14 protein-coding genes are annotated in these 21,942 nt (G+C 68.0%); 6 read left to right on the top strand and 8 right to left on the bottom strand.

Annotation, left to right across the window (positions count from 1 at the left end):
- Nucleotides 1-6 precede the first annotated feature (6 nt).
- The 5 genes from AAF481_07545 to AAF481_07525 all read right to left on the bottom strand — a co-directional run bounded on the left by AAF481_07545 (nt 7) and on the right by AAF481_07525 (nt 7,136).
- Nucleotides 7-1,308, bottom strand: coding sequence for an MltA domain-containing protein (locus AAF481_07545; GenBank protein MEM7481014.1), 1,302 nt, complete (start codon nt 1,306-1,308; stop codon nt 7-9).
- A complete protein-coding gene (locus AAF481_07540; protein MEM7481013.1) occupies nt 1,305-3,164 on the bottom strand; it encodes an alkaline phosphatase family protein in 1,860 nt (619 codons plus the stop codon). The genes AAF481_07545 and AAF481_07540 overlap by 4 nt, the downstream gene beginning before the upstream one ends.
- A gap of 137 nt (nt 3,165-3,301) precedes the next feature.
- Nucleotides 3,302-3,880 carry a DUF2147 domain-containing protein gene (locus AAF481_07535; GenBank protein ID MEM7481012.1) on the bottom strand — a complete coding sequence of 193 codons (579 nt, stop codon included), beginning with the start codon at nt 3,878-3,880 and terminating at the stop codon, nt 3,302-3,304.
- Complete coding sequence (locus tag AAF481_07530; protein ID MEM7481011.1) at nt 3,880-5,061, bottom strand: RNA methyltransferase; 1,182 nt, start codon at nt 5,059-5,061, stop codon at nt 3,880-3,882. Before AAF481_07530 ends, AAF481_07535 begins: the two co-directional genes overlap by 1 nt.
- A complete protein-coding gene (locus AAF481_07525; GenBank protein MEM7481010.1) occupies nt 5,058-7,136 on the bottom strand; it encodes a sulfatase-like hydrolase/transferase in 2,079 nt (692 codons plus the stop codon). Before AAF481_07525 ends, AAF481_07530 begins: the two co-directional genes overlap by 4 nt.
- A gap of 305 nt (nt 7,137-7,441) precedes the next feature.
- Here AAF481_07525 and AAF481_07520 point away from each other — a divergent pair, with 305 nt between their 5' ends.
- The 5 genes from AAF481_07520 (at nt 7,442) to AAF481_07500 (ending at nt 17,489) form a co-directional block, all read left to right on the top strand.
- On the top strand, nt 7,442-10,774 hold the full coding sequence (locus tag AAF481_07520) for a hypothetical protein (protein MEM7481009.1): 3,333 nt from the start codon (nt 7,442-7,444) through the stop codon (nt 10,772-10,774).
- Nucleotides 10,775-10,860: 86 nt separating this feature from the next.
- Entirely contained in the window at nt 10,861-12,924 is a 2,064-nt protein-coding gene (locus tag AAF481_07515; GenBank protein MEM7481008.1) for a sulfatase-like hydrolase/transferase, read from the top strand.
- A 245-nt stretch (nt 12,925-13,169) separates the two neighbouring features.
- Complete coding sequence (lepA, locus tag AAF481_07510) at nt 13,170-14,966, top strand: translation elongation factor 4 (protein MEM7481007.1); 1,797 nt, start codon at nt 13,170-13,172, stop codon at nt 14,964-14,966.
- Between the two features lie 9 nt (nt 14,967-14,975).
- On the top strand, nt 14,976-15,905 hold the full coding sequence (locus AAF481_07505; protein ID MEM7481006.1) for a DMT family transporter: 930 nt from the start codon (nt 14,976-14,978) through the stop codon (nt 15,903-15,905).
- Nucleotides 15,906-16,025: 120 nt separating this feature from the next.
- Nucleotides 16,026-17,489 carry a hypothetical protein gene (locus tag AAF481_07500; GenBank protein MEM7481005.1) on the top strand — a complete coding sequence of 488 codons (1,464 nt, stop codon included), beginning with the start codon at nt 16,026-16,028 and terminating at the stop codon, nt 17,487-17,489.
- Between the two features lie 84 nt (nt 17,490-17,573).
- Here AAF481_07500 and AAF481_07495 read toward each other — a convergent pair whose 3' ends face one another.
- Nucleotides 17,574-18,947, bottom strand: a complete 1,374-nt coding sequence (locus AAF481_07495; GenBank protein ID MEM7481004.1) for a hypothetical protein — start codon at nt 18,945-18,947, stop codon at nt 17,574-17,576.
- 5 nt (nt 18,948-18,952) lie between these two features.
- On the bottom strand, nt 18,953-19,924 hold the full coding sequence (locus tag AAF481_07490) for a hypothetical protein (GenBank protein ID MEM7481003.1): 972 nt from the start codon (nt 19,922-19,924) through the stop codon (nt 18,953-18,955).
- Nucleotides 19,925-20,048: 124 nt separating this feature from the next.
- On the opposite strand from AAF481_07490, the gene AAF481_07485 reads away from it, so the two are divergent.
- Complete coding sequence (locus AAF481_07485; protein ID MEM7481002.1) at nt 20,049-20,732, top strand: alpha/beta family hydrolase; 684 nt, start codon at nt 20,049-20,051, stop codon at nt 20,730-20,732.
- 701 nt (nt 20,733-21,433) lie between these two features.
- On the opposite strand, the gene AAF481_07480 is transcribed toward AAF481_07485, so the two are convergent.
- Nucleotides 21,434-21,925 carry a dihydrofolate reductase gene (locus AAF481_07480; protein ID MEM7481001.1) on the bottom strand — a complete coding sequence of 164 codons (492 nt, stop codon included), beginning with the start codon at nt 21,923-21,925 and terminating at the stop codon, nt 21,434-21,436.
- Between the last annotated feature and the right edge of the window lie 17 nt (nt 21,926-21,942).

Genomic DNA, 21,942 nt, shown 5'->3' with positions numbered 1-21,942 from the left:
TTCTTCTCAGGGGGAGTCCATCACCGGCTCGGGTCCGAGCGGCGGTTCGACCTCTTTGGGGAGCAGCAACCAGTAGCGACCCGAGTGCTTCATGCGGCCGGCGACCTCGGCGGCCTCCTCGCCCGGTCCCCAGAACACATCGCCGCGCACCGGGCCGCGGATTGCGCCGCCGGTGTCTTGGGCCACCATCAGCCGGCGCAGCGCACGGTCCGGCATCGCCAACTCGGCGGCCGGGGCGGTGGCGTCGAGCCACACCGGTGCCCCCAGCGGCATGTAGGTGCGGTCCACCGCCAGCGACCGCCCCGGGGTGAGCACCACTCCCAGGCTACCCACCGGCCCCGGTTCCGACAGCTCTCGAAAGAACACGTAGGAAGCGTTCTCGGCCATCAGCGCCGGCGCTTCCTGTGGATGCTGCCGCAGCCACCGCCGGATGCTCTGCAGCGAGACTTCTTCCCGGGTCAGCTCGCGGCGCTCGATCAGGCTGCGGCCGATCGCCCGGTAGGTGTGGCCGTTCTGCGCCGCATAGCCCACCCGCATCACCCCGCCCTCGGCCAGCTCCACCCGCCCGGACCCCTGGATATGCAGGAAGAAGGAGTCGATGGAATCGTCCACCCAGACGAGTTCCAGGCCGCGCCCGGCCAGCGAACCGGCGGCGAGGGCGGCGCGGTCGTCGAAGGGCAGGAGTTGACCACCCTCTACCCGGCCGGCCAGTCGGCGACCGCGCAAGTCTGCCCGAAAACGCCCCAGGTCCACGGCCACCAGTTCCGGCGGTCGACGGTAGAGGGGATGCTGGAATTTGGCGCCGCGCTGGCGACTGCCGCGCAGCGTGGGCTCGAAGTAACCGGTAAAGAGGCCCGCCGATTCGTCGCCGTCGAGCACCTGCCAAGGGCGAAACTCGCTCTGGAAGAAGTACTGCGGGTTGGGCGCCGTCTCGCCGTGGAAGCAGGCGTAGCGCCAGTCGGCGTAGGTCCCGGCCATGCCGTCCGGGCCGACCGGGGCGGTGTCGTCCCGCTGCACCCAGGCGCGGCAGGTCTCCAGGAAGGCGGCCAGGGCGCCAGCGTGGTCGTCGTCGTCCCAGCCGGGCAGGTCATCGAAGGTCGCCGGCCGGAGGACCCGCACCGGTTCCTCCGGCAAGGCCTCCAGGGGAACGGGTACCCCGGCATCCTGTGTCGATCCGTCGTCGGGGCCGAAGGATCGCACCAGAATCCAGCCGGTCGCCGACAGGCACCAGACCGCGAGGACCGCGCACAGAACGCGCCAAACCCGGATCGGGTCTCCCTGCGAAGATCGGATTTCGTTCGACGTCACGGCGCCGAACCTAGCGCTTCGACGACCACCCGGCCGGTCGCCTGTGGCGGCGCGGAAATGCCCAGCAGAGCCGCCACCGTCGGGGCGACGTCGATGTGGCGAATGGGGCCGATATCCACCCCTTGGCGCAAGCCCGGTCCGGCAGCGTAGAAGATGGCGTGCATTTCCCGGCGGCGCGGCGGAAAACCGTGCTGGCCTTCGCCCCAGGGTAGCCGCGTGGCCTCGAACAACACGCCGGGTTCGGCGAGTCCGCGACGCGGGTAGTAGCCCGGCGCGAGGGAGAAGTACAGGTCGCCGCCGCTCGGGCCGCCGCCCTCCATCTCCGGTTCCTCCTGCGGCCGGAACACCCGGGTGACCGGCGCCTCGCCGGTCACCGGATGGCGCACCGCCAGCAGCGCCTCGGCGGCCTGCTCGAGGACCGCCTCCCGGTCCTCCGGTGCCACGATGCCGTCCTTCCAGGAGGTGTCGTTGACCTTCAGAAAGAAGGCATCACCAAACTCCGCCGCCAGGATCCGCGTACGGGAGAGGTCGATGGCCGCCCGCCAGCTGCCACCTTGGTCGCCTCCACGATCGAGACGCACCAGCAAGCCCGCTTGTTCCAATACCGCATTGACCAACAGGTCCTGGGACACGCCGGCCATGCCGTGGTCGCTGGTGACCACCACCGCTGTCTCCGACGGCAGCTTTTCCAGCACGGAGCCGAGCCAGCCGTCGAGCAGGGCGAACACCCGGGCATAGTAGGGCCAGAGGACTTCGGCCGTTGCCGGATCGTGGCTCGGCGACGTCGGGTCGAAGACGCCGTACCAGGTGTGCCCGGCCGGATCGGCCATCGGCAGATAGTGGAACAGCACCTCCGGCTGCCAACGATCGATCGCCCAGCGGGTCGCCCGACGGCTTTGTTCCACGTCGAAGGCGGTCAGTTCCAGTACCCGCTCTTCGGCCTGGCCGTCGCCGCCCAGCATCAGCGGAGGACCCAGGGCGCCGGACTCGTAGAGGCGGAACTGCACGTCGTGAAATCCCTGGTAGACCTGGCGGTAGGCCTCCAACTCGCCGGCGGGCATCGCTCCGTCGAGGTAGTGGACACCGCGCCGGTACAGCCGCAGGGAGGACCCGTCCGGCGCCAGCTCGAACAGCCGGAAGAAGGTGAAGCCGCTGCGCCCGCCCTGCTGCACCGCGAAGGCGGGACTCCAGGAGGCCAGGGAATCGCCATCGGAAGATGCAGGCTTCAGCTCCACCGGATCGCCGCAGGCGCGGGTCTCCGGACAAATCAAGACTCCACCGAATCCCTCTGAGCCCTGCGGGATCAGCAGATGAAACACCGAGTCGCCGAGGATTCGTTTCGCCTCCAGGCTACCTTCGGGCGCCTCCCAGGACGGATCGGCAGGCCGGAAATCCTCACGGCCGAGGACGGCGCTGCGGGCGATCACCTGCTCGAAACCGCTGACCGAGCGGAAGCCCTCCTCCGGCACCCCGGCCTGGCGCAGGGCGTTGACGTGGACTTCCGGCGGATAGGACTGGGTGGCCGACAGCACCGTGACCCGACGGCCGGCGCGAGCGGCGGTTACGTACAGCGGCTCGGCGGTCAGCGCCGCGGAACTGAAACCGCGGCGGCGCTCCAGCAGAGTGTGCTCGGACGCCGGGAAGAGCGGCGTGGTGTTGGCCGATACGCCGTTGCACGCCGGCCCGCAACCGGTCCACAACACCGCATGGCCGACGGCGGTCTTGGACGGCAGGCCCGGCACGCTGTACTGCGCCGACACGCCGCGTTCGGCCAGGGCCGCCAGATGGGGCAGGTGCCCCTCGGCCAGCATCCGGTCGACGATCAGGTCGCCGGCGCCGTCCCAAGAGACGATCATCAGCCGCGGAGCCGAGCCCGCTGGCGCGGGTGAATCCGCGTTGTTTGGGGCGGCGGGCGGCGCGGCGGGAGGAAGCCCCGTGGCGCAGGCCGCCAGAGTCGCGAGGAGCGGCCACCAGCCCCACCTCGCCCGGCGGATCATCCGCCGGCCTGGGTCGACCGGATGGAATCCTGCACCCGGGTCCACACGGTGTTGCGGCCGAGGAGGGAGATCCCCAGATAGCCGCGCAGGCCCAGGCGATCGGGACCTTCGAGCCAGGCCTTGGAACGGTAGGTCTTGCCGGAGTCCGGATCGTAGATCTGCGCCCCTCCCCAGGTGCCCTCACCGTCGAACTCAAAGCCATCGAGGATTTTGAGGCCCAGGAGAGGCCGATCGCGCAGCTGCGGATCGGGGTTTTCACGATCGATCTTGGTCTGGCCGGCCATGCCGCCGCGGTCGCCGGCCCGGTAGCGCGGTTTTTCCAGCCACACGATACGTCCGTCGAAGCCGTCGCCGTTGCGATAGATCTCGACGTGGGCGATGCCGTCGGAACTCGGTGCCGAAGCCCAAACCCCAACAATCGCGTCCGCGCTAACCGGCGAGTCCGCCTCGGCGAAGGGCGACAGCCCCAACACCAAGGCCCCTAGCAGCAACCATCCGAACGGCAAGAGACCGAAACATCCCAGTCCGGCCCGCGCCCCCTCCCCAACTCTCGATCCATCCCACATCGACTGCATCATGCAACTCCTGATTGGGTGCCCCGATAGAGATCAAAAGGCAAAATTCGAACATCCAGCGGTCCGTTGCGCACGGCGATGCGCCGCCGCGGGCGCAACCCGATCTGCTTGCCGCGGCTCTCGCCACCGGCCAGTACGACGGCTTTCCAGCCGGCGTAGGACTGCTTGAGTAGATCACCAACGCGCCGCCATTGGGCGGCGTCTTCGTCGATTCTCTCACCGTAGGGCGGGTTGAGAATCACCAGTCCCGGAGAATTCGGCGGTTTGAACTCGAAAGCGTCGCCGCGCTGGACCCTTGCGATGTCCGCCAGACCCGCTCGCTCCAGGTTCTCGCCGGCGGCGCTCACCGCTTCCGGGGACCGGTCGATACCCCACAGGGAGAGATCCGGCCGGTCGGTCTCGGACGTCCCCCGCTGGATCGCCGCGAAGGCCGCGCGGTCGAATCCCGGGAAACGCTCGAAGGCCCAGCCCGTGCCGGCGGCGCCTCGCGCCCAGCCGGCGGGCCGCCGAAGGGCGAACCACGCCGCCTCGGCCAGCAGGGTGCCGGTACCGCACATGGGATCCACCACCGGCCCCCGGCCATCCCAGCCGGAGGCCAGCACGCAGGCTGCGGCCATTGTCTCGCGTAAAGGAGCCACCCCCGTCGCCCGGCGGTAGCCGCGCCGGTCGAGGGGCTCGCCGGAGGTGTCGAGGAGCAGCGAGGCGCGATCCTTGTGCAGCCATACCCGCAGCGGTAGATCCGGGCGCTTGCGGTCGATCGACGCACGGCGGCCGAAGCGCTTGCGCTGGCCGTCCACCAGCCCGTCCTTGGTTTTCAAAGCCACCCAGCGGGTGTCCCGCACGACGGAGGCGGTGGAGGTGGCGTGGATCGCGATCGTGCGGTCCGGTGCGAAGAGGCGGCCGGCGGCGAGACCGTCCCATCGGCGAGTGCGGTCTTCCACCAGGGCGCGCGCGCCGGTGTAGAGATGGTCATCCTCCGGCGCCGCCCAGCGGCCCAATTCCACCAGCACCCGATTCGCCGTGCGGAGCTGCCAGTTGGTCCGCCACACATCCGGCCAGCGGCCCTGAAAGGTAACCGCGCCGCGGCCGGCTTTCGTCTGCGCAATACCCAGCGCCTTCAGCTCCTCCTGTAGGAATTCTTCGAGGCCCAGGGCGCAGATCGCGACCAGCCGCAAGCTCACGGTGTCCCTCCCTTGGGCGGCGCCGCCTTGTGTTCTTGGCTCGCCAGCTCCTCGAGCCAGCGGCGCGCCTGGGCTCCTTCTGGCCCGTTGCCGGCCAGCCGCGAGGCCTCCACCCAAGCACTCTTCGCCGCACCGCGATCGCCGGCCCGCAGGCTCGCCTGGCCGAGCACCAGCCAGCCGGTGGACCAGGAGGGCAACAGCTCCGTTGCCCTTTCGAGGCGGCGGACGGCCGATGCAGCGTCACCGGCCGCCAGTTCGAGCTGGGCCAGCCGGGTGAGGAGCGCCGCGCTGTCCGCTCCGTTCTCGGCCGCTTGCGACAGCAGAGCCCGCTCCTCTCGGCTCTTGCCGGCCCGCGCGGCCATCTCGCCGAGGCGCAGCCAGGCGGTGGCGGATCGCCGATCGCGCTCGATGGCGGCCCGGTACTCGCGGCGCGCCTCCTCCGCCTTGCCGGCGTCCGCCAGGGCATCGCCCAGCGGGATGCGCAGCAGACCCAGTGCCGGATTCAGAGCGACCGCCTGGCGGTAGGCGGCGACGGCGCCGGTGAGGTCGCCGGTGGCCCGGCGCGCGTTGCCGAGCTGGCTCCAGAAGGGGACATTGCGTGAATCCTCTTGGACCAGGGCCTCGAGCAACGGGACCGCCTCGCCGGCACGGCCGGCGGCGATCCGGTCCTTGGCCTCAGCGAGCCGGGCGAGGAGGGCGATCCCGTCCTTCGGATCCCGCCCTTCGATCCGCACCGGCCCGGTCATCGCTTCGCTCGACGCACCCGCCGTATACCCCAGCGAGCGCACCGCCTCGGTGAGGGCCGCATCGCCCTCGATCTCCGGCGCCGACCGGCTCGCCATCTCCTCTTCGAGGGTTCGCAGATCGTCCCGCAGGCGCCGCGCCTGGCGGCGCTCCGCGACCACGCGGTTGTCGCTCTCGGCGGGATCCTGGATGACGTTGTAGAGCTCCGGGCGCGGCGCGGCGATCAAGCGCCAATCGCCGCGGGTTACCGCCTTCAAGGGGCTCCAACCGTAGGCCCTGGCGGGAAGGGTCGCTTCGCTGTAGATCGTGTTCTCCCCAGCGTCGCCATCGCCCTTGGTAAGTCCCGGCAACACCTCGCCCGGCAAAGCCTGCAGGCCCGCCAGCGACGCCAAGGTCGGCGCCAGACGGCGGCTGGCGACGGTCTCCTTCACCACCGCCCCGGCGGGCACCCCGGGGCCGGAGAGGATCAGCGGCACTTCCAGAACGGCTCGGTACAGAAAGATGCCGTGCCGATCCTCGCCGTGCTCCCCCAGCGACTCCCCGTGGTCCCCCACCACCGCGACCAGCGTTGCCGGCGGCAAGGCAGCGAGCAGGCGGCCGAGTTGGCCGTCCACCCGCTCCAGCTCGGCGTCATAGCCCTGCCGCGGAGAGGGCGCCGGCAGGTAGGGGGAGTGGGGGTCGTAGTAGTGCACCCACAGGAAGAAGGGGGCCTGGGAATCGCGTCCGTTCGCCAGCCAGGCGAGGGCCACGTCCGTGACTCGATCCGCCTCGCGCTCGGCGTAGCCGTACTCGCCCACTCGCTCGGCGGCCATCGAGTCGTCGTAGAGGCTGAATCCGCGCGCCAGGCCGAAACGGCGATCGAGCACCCGCGAAGCCACCACCGCCGCTGTCTCCCAGCCGCCGTCGGCGAAGCGCGTGGCGAGGGTCGGCAGGTCCGACGGCAGGGCGGCGAGGCCGTTGTCCCGCACTCCGTGGGCCGGTGGATCGAGGCCGGTGAGGAGGGAGGCGTGAGCCGGCAAGGTCAGCGGCGAAGCGGTGATCGCCCGCTCGAAGCGCAGTCCCCTCCGCACCAAACCATCGAGCACCGGCGTTTTCGCGGAGCCGCCGTAGGCCCCCAGGGCATCGGCGCGGGTGGTGTCGAGGGTGACGAGCACCAGATTCGGCCGCGCGGCCGGCTCTACTGTCGGGGCGCCGAAGGCCAAAACCCCCGCCACCAGGACCGAGGCGATGAAGACCGCCACCGGCACCCGCCGACGATCGGTGCGGCCCGCCCAGCCAAGAAACGGTGCCCGTCCAAGAAACGTCAAGGGATCGCGATTCAGTCGGGTCATCGGCGGTTTTCGAGGGATTCGGAGACGTTTTGCGGAGTGCCGCGAGAGATCGGGAGGATACCGCGTGAGCGGAAAGCGGCGTGGTCGGTTCAACTGGGCATTATGTTATCGTCAAAAGGATTGCAGTTTTGACTCTCGTCAACCAGATCCTGAGCCGTTGGATCCGCGCAGCGTCCTTGCGTCCGCCCGCGGAAAGCCTACGAATCTAAGGAAACGGACAACGAAACTACCGCGCTCGGCGTCGACCGTCGGGCTGGAACTATTTGGACTGCCGCGGATTCATTTCCCAAGGAGAATTCACGATCATGGTACGTATCAGCAGGCCCGTTGCTGGAATCGTCGCACTGACGGTTCTCGTCGCCGCTCCTCTGCTCGCCTTCCGGCAACCGGACGAATCGCCGGTTCGCGAGAAGGAGTATCGCCATGCCGACCTCTACATCGGCAACATCTTGCAGCCGGCCGCGGATCTACCGGCCGCCGCAGCGGGCAACGCCCAGCAGAGCCTTGCGGCCCTCGGCCTGCCGGCCTCGAAGGCCCGCATGGACCTGCGCAGCGGCCGCTGGGGCACCCTGCTGCCCTCCGATCCGATTCTCCCCGGCTCCGCCAATTCCCTGACCTGGCAGAATCTGCGCGGAGACAGCCCCGGGTCCCACGCCGCCCACCAGCAGGCCGCCTGGGACGCCTTTGCCAACTACCTGAGCGCCCGTCAGTCGGCCCTCAACATCGACATCAGCGAGGTCGCAAGCCCGGGTCGAGTGGCGGTCTACCGCGACGGCAAGAAGGTCCAGATCGTCGCCCAACGCGAGGTGCACGGCGTGCCGGTGCGCGGCAGCAACCTGGTGGCGGTGATCAGCCACGGCAACCTCGTACTGTTCGGCGCCCAGAAGTGGGGCGACGTCAATGTCTCGTCGATTCCCACCCTCGACGCCGACGATGCGCAGGAGGTCGTCGCCCGGCACCTGTCGCCCTACGTGGCCGACTCCACCTGGCGCAAGCCCCGGCTCGAGCTGATTCCGATGTCCAGGGGCACGGACCTGGCGCGCATCGCCGTCGGTCAGGGATACAGCTATCGCTTGGCCTGGGCGATCGCCACGAAATTCAGCAATGACCTGGCAGAGTGGGAAGGTCTGGTCGACGCCCACAGCGGTGAGCTGCTGGCCTTCGAGGACATGGCCGCCTACGCCAGCACCCGCACCATCCAGGGCGGCGTCTACCCGGTGTCGAACGACGGCGTGGCACCGGATGGCGTGAACGTCACCTACCGCTTCCCCTTCGCCGACGTCACCAACAACGGCACGACGTACTTCTCGGACACCGGCGGCAACGTAGCGGTATGCCTGGACGGCGACATCAGCTCGACCCTGTCCGGTGCGTTCATCACCATGAACGACACTTGCGGCCCGATCAACGAGTCCACCAGCGGCGATGTGCTGGACTTCGGTACCAGCGGCGGCATCGACTGCACCGTGCCTCCGGGCTCCTCTCCCGGCAACACCCACTCCAGCCGTTCGGGCTTCTACGAGCTCAACCGCATCGCCGAGATGAGTCGCGGCTTCACGCCGAACGACCCGTGGCTGAACAGCCCGCTGCTGTCGACCATGAATATCAACTCGAACTGCAACGCCACCGGCGGCGCCAGCCAGCTACGCTTCTTCACCTCCGGCGGCGGCTGCTCCAACACCGGCGAGCTGGCCGGCGTGTTCGACCACGAGTGGGGCCACGGCCGGGACGCGACGGACGTCAACGCCGGCATCTCCTCGCCGGGCGAGGGCATCGCCGACATTTACGCCTCGCTGCGCCTGAACACCTCCTGCATCGGCCGGAACTTCCGGCTGGGCAACAACTGCAACGGCTACGGCGATCCCTGCACCCAGTGCGACGGCGTGCGCGACATCGATTGGGCGAACCGCACGTCCGGCAATCCCCACGACATCGCCTTCATCGATCCCGCTTGCGGCAGCGGCGGCGGCACCCCCTGCGGCGGCTCGACCCACTGCGAGGGCGCCGTCTACGGCGAGGCCGTGTGGGATTTGTGGAACCGTGATCTCCAGACGCTCTACGGCATGTCCCTGGACACCGCCCGCGAGATCGCCACCAGCCTAACGTTCATGGGCGCCTCGCCGGTCGGCTCGTGGTTTAGCTGCGTCGACGGCACCAGCACCGGTGACGGCTGCAACGCCGACGGCGGCTACCTCAACTACCTCGCCATCGACGACGACAACGGCGACCTGACGGACGGCACCCCGCATATGCAGGCGATCTTCGACGCCTACGACCGGCACGGCATTGCCTGTCCCACCCCGACGGTCCAGGATGCCGGCTGCGCCGGGGCTCCTACCGTCGCTCCGACGGTGGTCGCCAACCCGTCGGACCGCGCCGTCGCGCTGTCCTGGGCCGCCATCGCCGGCGCCACCAGCTACCGGATCTACCGCACCGAGGGCGTTTTCGGTTGCGCCTTCGGCAAGACCATCGTCGGTGAGACCTCCGACCTCTCGTTCGTCGACACCAACCTCGGTAACGGCGTGGAGTACTTCTACACGGTGGCGGCAAAGGGCGCCGGCGAGACCTGCATCAGCCCCTTGAGCGCCTGCACGTCGGCGATTCCGACGGCCGGAGCCAACATGGCGGTGCCGGGAGCGACCACCAACGCCCAGGTGCAGTCCGGCGACGGCGACATTTTCCTCGACAACTGCGAAGACGGTCGGGTGACCTTCGATATTCAGAACATCGGAACCGGGTCGCTGACCAACGTCCGCATCGAATCGGTCACCTCGACCAGCCATCCGGCGATCGATCCTTCGATCTCCTTCCCGGGCACGGCGGCCGCGAGCCTCGGTGCCTGCGACAGCGCCACGGGGTCCTTCCAGTTCGTTGCGACGGGGCTGTCCCCCAACGACACCGTGGAGTTCGAAATCGAGGTCACCAGCGACGAACTGTCGCCGGCCACCCGTACCCAGACGGTGAGCATTCCGTTCACCGAGTCGGACTTCTCGGCTTCGGGTACGCAGACCTTCGACTTCGAAACCGACAACGACGACTGGAACGTCAACGGAGGCGTCTTCGCTCGGTCGAGCGCTCTCGGCGGCGGCGACGGTACGTCCTTCGCGCAGGCTTCGTCGGGCAACATCGACAACGCCTGTGATCGCATTCGGTCCCCGCTGTTGAGCCTGAGCAATGGTTCGACGCTCTCGCTGTGGACCAACTTCACCATCGAGAATGTCTCCGGTGGTTCCTGGTATGACCGGGCCAACGTCGCCATCGTTGACGGTGCCGACAATCGCACCGCCATCACGCCGAGTTCCGGCCGGCCCTACAACACCACCAACGACAACAACTACAGCGGTTGTAATCCAGGCGGTGGCTGGGCCGGCACCAACGCGAGCTGGGCCTCCAGCTCCTGGAATGCCGGGGATCTCCAGTCCTCGACCTTCGCCGGGCAGCCGGTGCAGCTCGAGGTGACCTACGGCACCGATGGCGGCCTGGCACTGGCCGGATTCTCCTTCGATGAGGTGTTGGTGACCAACGCGTCGCTGCAGGTGGCCGATGGCCAGAGCGATGTCTGCGGGGTCAGCAACCTGATCTTCGCGGACGGCTTCGAGTCGGGCAATGTAGCCCTGTGGTCCTCGTCCGTCGAGTAGCGCCGTCGCAGGCCGCGGGCCGGGGGCGAATCCTCCCGGCCCGGTATCGCGGCCCGCGATGTCTTCGAACGGCCTGCGCCTTCTGGGTGCAGGCCGTTTTCGTCTGCGCGTCCCTCTTCTCACAGCAGCCCGCGGCGGTTGCCCCGAAATCGTCACCGCAGGTCCTCCCCCCGAACCTCCTCCCCCCCAACGTCCTCCTGGTCACCGTCGACACTTTGCGGCCGGATGCCCTCGGCTGGATCTCTGGCGGCCATCCCACCCCGGCCTTCGACGCCCTCGCCCGCTCCGGAGTACGCACCGCTCGGGCGCTGTCTCCGGCGCCGCTCACTCTGCCGGCGCACACCTCCCTGCTGACCGGCCTGCTGCCCCGCCGTCACGGCGTGCGGGACAACGGCCAGACCGTGCCCGGCGGCCTCGACAGTCTGGCCGCGGCCCTCTCCGACGCCGGCTACGGAACGGCGGCCTTCGTCAGCGGTTTTCCCCTCGATTCGGCCTTCGGCCTGGCCCAAGGATTCGCCCACTACGACGATGACTTCCCGCCGGGCTCTTCGGAGCGATCCGCCAAGGCCACCGCCGAAGCGGCCATCACCTGGCTCGAAGGGGCACCGGAGCCCTGGTTCGCCTGGGTCCATTTCTACGATCCGCACGATCCCTACGAGCCGCCGGCGGAGTTGCGGCGAGACGGCCCGCGCGGCGCCTACGACGGCGAGGTCCTGAGCGTCGATCGAGAGCTCGGAAAGCTCCTGGCAACGGCCGGCGGCGCGGGCACCCTGGTGGTCCTCACCGCCGACCACGGCGAGAGTCTCGGCGAGCACGGCGAGGAGACCCACGGCTTCTTCATCTACCAGAGCACCATGGAGGTGCCGCTGGTGTTTGCCTGGCCGTCGAAGTTGCCGCCGCGCCTGCTTCCCGGTACCCTCCGGCCGCGTCTGATCGATGTCTTCCCGACCCTGCTGGAGCTGCTCGACCTGCCGCTGCCGAAGGGCCTCGACGGCATGAGCCTCGCGGCAGCATTGCGCGGCAGAGATTTCAATCCGCCGCCGGCGTACCTGGAAACCCGCAGGCCGTGGATCTCCTACGGCTGGGCGCCGCTGCGGGCGGTCGTCGAAGGAGACTGGAAACTGATCGCCGCTCCCAAGCCGGAGCTGTACAATCTCGCCGCCGACCCGACGGAAGCCGACAACCTCGTGGACCGCGAGCGTCGGCGGGCGCGGTCCCTTCAGAAGCACCTGCGCACCGTCGAGTCCCAGCCCGCCCGGCAGGCCGGCGGCACCGACGATCCGGAGGCGGTCGCGCGGCTGCGCGCCCTCGGCTATGCCGGCGGCGGTGCCGCCTCACCGGACGAACCGCCGCCGGACGCGCCGGATCCGAAGGACCGCATAGGCCTTTGGAACCTCCTCGGCGAAGCCGAAGGAGCGATGGCCGCGGGCGATGCGCGCGGCGCCCTCGCGGCCTTCGATCGAGCCCTCGCCCAAGATCCGCAGAACCGATTCGCCCTGGCGCGCTCGGCGGAAGCGTTGCTGGCTCTCGGCCAGGCAGCCGAAGCGCGCGAGCGGGCGGCGAAGGCGGTGGCCCTCGATCCCGATCAGCCGGAGAGCCGCCGCACCCTGGCCGTCAGCCTGATGCGCTCCGGCGCCATGAGCGACGCCGTCACGCAGTGGTTGGAGGTGGTGCGGCTTCAGCCGGAGCGGGCGGACGGCTGGCTGGCTCTCGGGTCGACCCTCGGGGTAGCCGGCCAGCGGCAGCGCGCCGTCGGCGCCCTCTCGCGGGCGGCAGAGCTGGCGCCGGACGAGGCGGAGCCCCACCTGCGGCTGGGTTTCGCTCTCTTCGGGGTAGGCGAGAAGGCAGCGGCGGCAGCGGCCCTCTCCCGCGCCGCAGAGCTGTCCGCCGAGGCCTTCGCCCACGCCGCCTCCCTCGGCTTGCTGCTCCACGACCTGGAACGCTCCGCCGAGGCGGAAGTCTGGCTCACCCGGGCGACGCCGGACGAAGCGGACTTCGTACCGGCCCGCCTGGAGCTGGCGCGCATCCTGCTCGACCGAGGAGAACCGGCGGCGGCGCGCAATCGCCTGCAAGAGGCCATCGCACGGGACCCGCGAGCGCGGGCGGTGGCCCTCGGCGACTCGGCCCTGGCCCCACTCCTCGAACCCTAGTCCGATGACCCTCTCCAGGTGCCGCCGGACGCGATAGGATGTCGCTCCGCTAGCAGACCGCTGAACAGGCGCCTTAGGTACGATTTCAGCAGTCTGCCAGCTGTTATTCTTAGGGCGCTAGGCGCCCCCTCAGCCGAGAAGACGTGTCTTCTCGGGCTCACCCCGTCCTCGGCGCCAAAGGCGCCGCCGAGCCTTCCAGGCTCGGGAGACCACGGCTCGTCGGTATTGACCTCAGGAACACTTCGGTGGAAAAAACCCGCAACTTCTGCATCATCGCTCACATCGACCACGGCAAGTCGACCCTGGCGGATCGGCTGATTCAGCGCTGTGGCGGGGTCGAGGCGCGCGAGTTCCGCGACCAGATTCTCGACTCGATGGATCTCGAGCGAGAGCGCGGCATCACCATCAAGAGCAACACCGTCACCCTGCGCTACCAGGCGCAGGACGGGGAGACCTACACCCTCAACCTGATCGATACCCCTGGCCACGTGGATTTCTCCCACGAGGTACGCCGCTCGCTGATGTCCTGCGAGGGCGCCCTGCTGCTGGTGGACGCCGCCCAGGGAGTCGAAGCGCAGACCGTCGCCAATCTCTACCTGGCCCTCGAATACGACCTCGAGCTGGTGCCGGTGATCAACAAAATCGACCTGCCGTCGGCGGATATCGACCGGGTGAACGAAGAGATCATCGAGGACCTCGGCCTCGATCCGTTCGACGCCGCTCACGCGTCGGCCAAGACCGGCCAGGGCATCGACGACGTGCTCGAAGCCATCGTCCACAAGCTGCCGGCGCCGATCGGCGATCCGGACGCTCCCCTCCAGGCCCTCATCTTCGACGCCCAATACGATGTATACCGGGGCGTGGTGATGCTGGTGCGCATCCAGCAAGGCACCCTCCGAGCCGGCACCACCATCCGGCTGATGCACACCGAGAAGAGCTACGAGGTCGAGGAGGTGGGCCTGCTGCAGCTCAAGCGGGTCGAGACCAAGGAACTGGCGGCAGGCTCCGTCGGCTACGTGATCGCCGGCATCAAGACGGTGCGCGATATCGCCATCGGCGACACCTTGACGGAGGAAGAGCGGCCCGCCGCGGCGCCGCTTCCCGGCTACAAAGAAGCCAAGCCGGTGGTGTTCTCGTCCGTCTACCCGATGTCGACGGACGACTACGAGGACCTCGGCGCCGCCCTCGACAAGCTGGCCTTGAACGACGCCGCCCTGACCTACGAGAAGGACTCGTCGAGCGCCCTCGGCTTCGGCTTTCGCTGCGGCTTCCTCGGGCTCCTTCACCTGGACGTCGTGCAGGAGCGGCTGCACCGCGAGTACGACCTCGATCTGCTGCTTTCGGCGCCCTCCGTCGAGTACCACGTCGAACTGGAGAACGGCGAGAAGCTGCGCATCGACAATCCCGCCCTGTTCCCGGATCCGGCCAGCATCAAAGTGGCCGAAGAGCCATACATCAAGGCCGCCATCATGATGCCCGAGCGCTACGTGGGGGCGGTGATGGAGCTATGCCGAGATCGGCGCGGCGAAGAGACCACCTTCACCTACCTGTCCGTCGGGCGCGTCGAGCTGACCTCCGAGCTGCCGCTGGCGGAGGTGATGTTCGACTTCTACGACCGGTTGAAGACCGTCACCCAGGGGTACGGATCCTTCGACTACGAGATGATCGGCTACCGCGAGACCCAGTTGGTCAAGGTGGACATCCTGGTGAACGGTGAACCGGTGGACGCCCTGGCCCAGCTCGTCCACGAGGAGAAGGCCCGTTCCCGGGCACTGCGCTACTGCGAGAAGCTGGCAGACACGATCCCCAAGCAGCAGTTCAAGATCGCCATCCAAGGCACCATCGGCGGCAAGGTCATCGCCCGCACAACCATCAACGCCTTCCGCAAGGACGTCACCGCCAAGTGCTACGGCGGCGACATCAGCCGCAAGCGCAAGCTGCTCGAAAAGCAGAAAGAGGGCAAGAAGCGCATGAAGATGGTGGGCGCCGTGGAGATCCCCCAGTCGGCCTTCGTCGCGGTGCTGAAGTCCGACGACCGCTAGCCCCAAATCATGGTTCCCAGCCCGACCGTCGGCATGGCGGCATGCCTGGCGGCGGCCCTCGCCTGGGCGGTGGCCGTCGGCTGGTTCCGGCGCCCCATCGCCACCTGGGGGCCGTGGACCGTCAACCTGGCGAAGTGCACCATGGCGATGGTCCTCCTCGCCGTCACGGTGTGGGCCGTCGGCCAGGGACCGGTGCTCCTCGCCGCGCCGCCCGTGGCGGTCGGTTGGATCGCCCTCTCGGGCCTGTTGGGCATGACCCTTGGCGACACCGCCCTGTTCGCTGCGGTGCCGCTCTTGGGCGCCTACCGCACCCTGCTGTGGCAAACCGTCAATCCGCTGTTCACCGCTCTGTGGGCCGGCTGGCTGTTCGGTGAGCGCTGGACCCTGCATCAAGGGATCGGCGGCGCGACGGTGCTCGTCGGCATCACCCTGGTGGTCTCCACGCGGGCCCCGCACGCCAGGACCGGCGGCGGCTCGCGACCCCTTCCGGCGGTGGCCGGAGCGGCGGTCGCCGGCACCGCCCTCGCCCTCCTCGCCGCCTTTGGGCAGGGCACCGGCGTCGCCCTCGCCAAGGTCGGCATGGAGTCCGTGCCCTTTCTCTCCGCCGCCCTGGTTCGATTGGCGACGGCGGTACTCGGCCTGCTGGCGGTTCTCGCCGTGCGGGGCAAGCTCCTCGCCAGCCTGCGAACCCTCGTCTCGCCCACCGCCTGGAAGGAGCTGGCCGCCCCGTCGTTCCTCGGCACCTACCTGGCGATTCTGCTGATGATGGCGGGCATCGCCGGGTCGCCGGCGGCCCTGGCGGCGGTGCTGCTCTCTACCAGCCCGGTGTTCAGCTTGCTGCTCGAAGCCCGCGAGCAGAGGGTCGTGCCCAGTCCACGGGCGATCGCCGGCACCCTGTTGGCCATTGGCGGTGTCGGCTGGATGTCTTGGGGCGGCTGAAGAGCCCGGTCCTAGAAACTTCCTTCAAAGCGTCTATAGACAAAAGTAGATAGAATGGCCGTGCGGTTGTAGTTTCTGCATCGGACTCTCCCTGAGGCGATCATCTACTGGAGGTATTTCATGCTGCCCAAGGCCCGTCTCCTCTTCTCGGCGTTTCTCCTCCTCACCCTGTGTATTGCAGCCGGCTCGGCTGCCGCCGCCGCCACTGCTACCCCATTGACCAAAGCGACCGGCATTCTCGATGCGGTGTGGGGCGATGCCCCGGACGGCGAGCATCACCTGCGCTGGTTTCTCACCGATGACCGCGGCCTCCGGACGGAGCTCCGGATTGACGACCTTCCCCGCTTCGGCATCGACCGCTGGAACCACCGGCGGGTGCGGGTGACCTACGAATCCGCGGCCGTCGACCAGGGCACGCCGCCCCTCGTCCGGCTGGTCGAGGTGCTCCCTTCACAGCCCGAAGCCATTCGCTCCGATGGCCGCTCGCCGATCTCCGGCTCGAAGCCCTGGGTGTCGATTCTCTGCAAGTTTGCGGACATCAGCGCCGAGCCCGAGAACCTGGCGTTCTTCCAGGGCATGTACGCCAATGTCCCCGGCGGCCTGGACCACTACTGGCGAGAGGTTTCCTACGATGCGATCGACATCGTGGGAAGCACCGCCGTCGCTTGGGTCACCCTGCCCCGGGTGCGAACGCAGTACGTCCCCACCCCCGGCTCCGGCAACAACGCCAACCTCGGCCTTCTGTTCAGCGATTGCACCGCCGCCGCCGACTCGCTGGTCGATTTTTCGAACGGCGGCAGCCCTTTCGAGGGCATCAACTTGATGTTCAACGCCACCCTCGACTGCTGCGCTTGGGGCGGTAGCCGTTTCGCCACCCTCGACGGCGTTTCCAAGTCCTGGCGCTCGACCTGGAACCCGCCCTGGGCATTCGCCCAGGAAGCGGTGATCGCCCACGAAATGGGCCACGGATTCGGGCTGCCTCACTCCAACAATTCCGATGGCGATTCGGATCCCTACGACAGCCCCTGGGACGTGATGAGCGCCGCCACCAGCTATACGGTGAACGACTCCACCTACGGCCGTCTCGGGAAACACATCAACTCGTACCATAAGAACCGGCTGGATTGGATTCCCGCCAACCGCATCTTCACGGTTGCAAATGACGGCTCCTTCACCGTGACGGTGGACAACCTCGCCCGGGCCTCGACCTCCAACTACCGCATGATCCGTATCCCCCTTGGTGGGGCGACGGAATACACCGTCGAAACGCGCGACCAAACCGGCAACTACGACGGCAATGTGCCGGGCCGGGCGGTGATCATCCACCATGTGGATCCGAGCCGCGCGGCGGACGCCGAAGTGATCGATGCCGACGTGCCACCGGCCACCTTCTCGGACAACGAGGGCTCCATGTGGAAGGTCGGCGAAACCTATGTCGATACCGCCAATGAGATCTCGATTCGGATCGACTCGGCAACCGCCAACGGCTTCCAGGTGACCGTGACCCGGGGCGATGCCCCCAGCATCTTCGAAGACGGATTCGAATCCGGCAACGTCAGCGCCTGGACCACTTCCGTTGAATAACAGGACGGCTGGAAAGGCGCTTCGCGTACCGTGCCTCGCCCGGTGGGTTCGGTCGCGAGAGCCGAAGCCTTCTCCGGCACTCTGTTAGGGCGTAGCGATTTCGGCCAGGAATTCCAGCAGCCGGCGCTCCGCGGCGGGCTCGAGAATCATCTCGAAGTGCCCGCCGCGGACGTAGAAGGGCTCCGCGGCCAGCGCCGCCGTCTCCGCCGCGGACAGCCAGAGCTGGCTCGCCCGGGTAGCGTGATCGTCGCCCGGCGCCGAGGTGCGAAAGCGCAGGTAGGATTGCCGCCGCAGCCAGCGGTCGCCGGTGAAATGGGCGCGCCAGCGTAAGCCCTTGGGTGCCTTCCGCAAAGGCCGCAGGACGGCCCGGTCAGGGGTCTCTCGGTAGGCGTTCTGGACCATGAAAATAGGCGGCACCGGAGCCGCCGCCGGCCCCTGCCGGAGGAGCGTCCGGAATCGCCGAGCGCGGGCAAGCTGATCCTTCAGAAAGGCTCGGCGCTGCTCCAGGTTGCCGAAAAGGTCGGGCCGCTCTTGCCGCGCGAGCCGCTTTGCCGCCTCGGGCGCGAATACCGACCACTGCCACTTCTCCCAGTTCGCCGCCTGCCACAGGTTCGCCTTCACCGGTTTCCCCTCGTCGTCCAGAAAGAAGTCGCTTCGGTAGTCCGGAAGCTCCTGATAAAGCGACGGGAAGGTGAAGAGCACCTCCGGATGCTGCGTGCGTCCCACCAGCGGTAGGTACGTTCGGCCACGATCCACCTCGCGCAAAATCCGTAAACTGCCGCCGTTGGCGGTCCCGATGAACACCATGCCGCGAATCTCAAGGCCCGGATCGTGGTCGGCGCGGCCGGCCTCGGCTGCCGCCAGCGAAGCCCCGCCGTAGCGGGAGAAATATCGGCAAATGCTGGCTCCGTTGCTCTGGCAGACGAGCGCGACGACCAGGCGATCCTGCTGTCGCGTCCGGCGCAACCCTTCGAGAGCCACCTGCAGACGCTGGGCGCTGGCGACGTTGTCCTGACGCCAATCGTAGGGGAACGGGAAGAAGGTCCCACCCGCCTCCGGACGCGAGAGATCCCCCTCCGCGAAGCCCGCCCGTTCGAACAAATCCACCAGCGGCTGATAGATCTTCTTCCGCCCACCCCCCAGGCGGATTACGCGCAGAATGTCCGGGGTTTCGACCCGGACTCTGCCGGCCGCCGGCGCGCCGCCGACCGGCTGGTGAATCGAGCGCGCGAGGGCGTATCCACCGTCCCGCGGAACGAGGAGCTGGCGGCCAGTACCCCACAAAATCTCACCGGACTCTGCGTCTTTGAGCACGCTACCGGTGACCCCCGGTACGAACACCACCAGCAGCCGATCGTCGGCCGGGATTTGGGCAAAGACGGCGGGAATCGGTGCCGGCTCCGGGCCGCGACAAGCCGCGGCCATCAACCCGAACAAGGCGAGGAGGATTCGCCGCACGAAGGTCAGTCCGCAGGCGGTGGATCCGACATCGCCGGGGAGGTCGGGGGTTCGGCCGGCACCGATTCGGTGCGCCGGGGCCGCGGTCGCAGGGAGGCGTACTTTCGGTCGAGCAGCTCGTACACGCCGGAGACCTTCTCCAGTCGCTCGTCCAGCAGATCCGTCCAGTGCTCGTGTCGCGCCGTCTCGATCCGCAGGCTGCCGATGCGCCAGGACAGAGCATCGAAGCGGAAGGCGCTCTCGCCGGCGACCAGCTTGGCGGCCAGCAGTTCAGCATCTTTCTTCACGTAGTGCCGCAGGTCGTTGAGCACCGCACCGGTCAGGGTGATCCGCGCTTCGCGGGTTTGCAGGCGCACGTAGCCAGCCTCCGGCTCGACCATGATGTCGCGATCGCCGAGCACCGCTTTCAGGAATCGGCAGCCGAGCACCGACTGGCCGGGCTCGGTGGTCTCCACGATTTCGCCGTCTACCTCCGGCTCGTCGAGGTCGATCCACGGCGCCTTGTAGTCGGCCACCACGTCGATCTGCCGCAGCAGTTGCAGCACCGTACCCAAATAGGCCTTGGCGGTGGTGCCCACATAGAGCAGCGGGCCGTCCATGCAGCATTCGATGATCTGGCTGCGCGGGCGCGCCTGGGAGATGAGCTCTTCCTCGGCCAGTTCCTTGAGGCGCTTGCGCTTCTTCGGTCCAACGAAGGGCGCGCCGGTCTGCTCCTGCTCGACGTGCACGAGTTGCTTCAGGCGCTCTTTGACGGCCACCGGATCGGGACGCAGCTTGTCGATCTGCACGCGAAAGGCGTAGCGGCGATGGCCCACTTCCCAGGGCGCTCCCAGCTCGAACGGCACGAAACCCACCGCGTCGCGCACCTCGGAGCCGGGCGCGATGCCGTGAAAAGCTGCCCGCTCGAAGTCCGGCGGCTCCGGGCTGTGGACGATGGAAAACCGGGTGACGCTGGCGGAACCGCTGATCAGGGGCATTGCGGGAACTCTCTCGAAGAATCTAGGGTATCCAGCAGCATGGGAGGGACCTCGTGCAAGGGCCGGAGCCTACCACCTGGCCGGCGCCTCGCAGGCCTCGCGTAGCGATAAAGTGGGCTGCGCCATGAGTCGATCCAAAGCCGTCTCCGTGCCGATTCCCCAACTCGGAGCAGAAGTCTCCGCCCTTCTCGACTTGCCGCCCGACCCCAAGGCCCTGGTCGTCCTCGCCCACGGCGCCGGGGCGGGAATGCACCACCGCTTCTTCGAGCAGGTCATCGAGCGTTTGACGGCCCTCGACCTGGGGGTATTTCGGTATCAGTTCCCCTACATGGAGAAGGGCCGCCGCGCGCCGGACCGTGCCCCAAAGCTCGAAACCACGGTGCGCGCCGCGGTCGCCGCAGCGGCACGGCAATGCCCCGGCCTGCCGCTGTTCGCCGGTGGCAAGTCCATGGGCGGGCGGATGACCTCGCGGGCGGCCTCAGCGGAGGCATTGCCCGCGGTGAAGGGGTTGGTGTTTTTCGGGTTTCCTCTACATCCCGCGGGCAAGCCGGGTACCGAACGCGGCGATCACCTCGATGGCGTCACCGTTCCGATGCTCTTCCTGCAAGGGGACCGCGACAAACTCGCTGGGTTGGACCTCCTGCAACCGGTGTGCAGCCGCCTCGGACCGAAAGCGACTCTCCACGTCTCCCCCGGCGCCGATCACTCCTTCCACGTTCTCAAGCGCTCTGGACGGACGGACGAAGAGGTGCTGGACGAGATCTGTGGGGTTCTCAGTCGCTGGATTGACGATCAACTCCTGGCCTAGGTTGCTCAGGCATTTACGGAAGGGCGGCGGGCCGTGTTCTGCGCGCGAGTCTCCTGGGCGGCGGGCCGTGTTCTGCGCGCGGTGCTCGAACTCGCCCGCAATTCTTCTTCAACGACTAGAACCCTCTCCTTCGAACGCATTCCCCGCCCCCACCTCCCTCGGCTCAGACAGCTGCGCTCCGTGCTCAAACACGGCCCGCCGCCCTTCACCGGTGTCGCATCCCGTACCAAGGGACCTTTTCTTATCCCAAGTAGACTTCTCGTAGTTGGGTTGAGAAGTCACCGGAGACGCTGACCGAGGAGCAGGGGTCCGTCGCGGGGCTCACCGAGAGGGCCACCGGATCCGACGAGCACGGAGCGAAGCGGTCCCAGCGGACCTCGGCGGGAGCGATAGAAGAGTACCCATCTGTCCCAGGGCTCACCGAGAGGGCGACCGGAACCGGCGAGCACGGAGCGCAGTTGTCCGAGCTGAACGACGTTGGACACGGCAGAGGAAGCCCATCAAGGATGCGGGGGGTCGATGCGAAAGCGCCGAAGCGAGTTCGAGCACCGCGCGCAGTGGATTCGGTCGCCCGGCGCAAAGGCAATCTCAAGCGAGTTCGAGCACCGCGCGCAGCGGATTCGGTCGCCCGGCGCAAAGGCAATCTCAAGCGAGTTCGAGCACCGCGCGCAGCGGATCCGGTCGCCTAGCAGCACTCCTGGCTAGTTACGCTCGAAAGTCAAGAAACTGAAAGGGTACTCATTCCGCACATCCGCCGGATGCTCTAGGCGCTCGACCAGGCGCCATTCGCTCTCGTCGAGCTCCGGAAAGAAGGTGTCACCCTCAACCTCCGCATGAACGCGGGTCAGATACAGACGGCTCGCGGAATCCATTACCTGGCGATAAATCTCCGCTCCACCCACCACAAAGGGCTCCTCATCCCCCGCCCGCCGAGCCACCTTCAGAGCCCTGTCCACCGAGTTCACCACCACCACCTCCTCCGGCAACTGGGGACTCGTCCGGCTCACCACCACGGAGGTCCGCCCCGGTAGGGGCCGGCCGATGGAATCCCAGGTCTTGCGCCCCATGATCAGGTGATGGCCCATCGTGAGCGCCTTGAAGCGCTCGAGATCCGCTGGCAGGCGCCACGGCAAGTCACCGTCGCGACCGATCACTCCATTCTCGGCGGTCGCCACCAGAATCGAAAAGGTCATCGGAGGAAACCCGTCGG

Source organism: Acidobacteriota bacterium, from assembly GCA_039030395.1.
Lineage (GTDB): Bacteria > Acidobacteriota > Thermoanaerobaculia > Multivoradales > JBCCEF01 > JBCCEF01.
The sequence above is the reverse complement of the archived record's forward strand: the minus strand, read 5'-3'. Positions and strand labels throughout refer to the sequence as shown.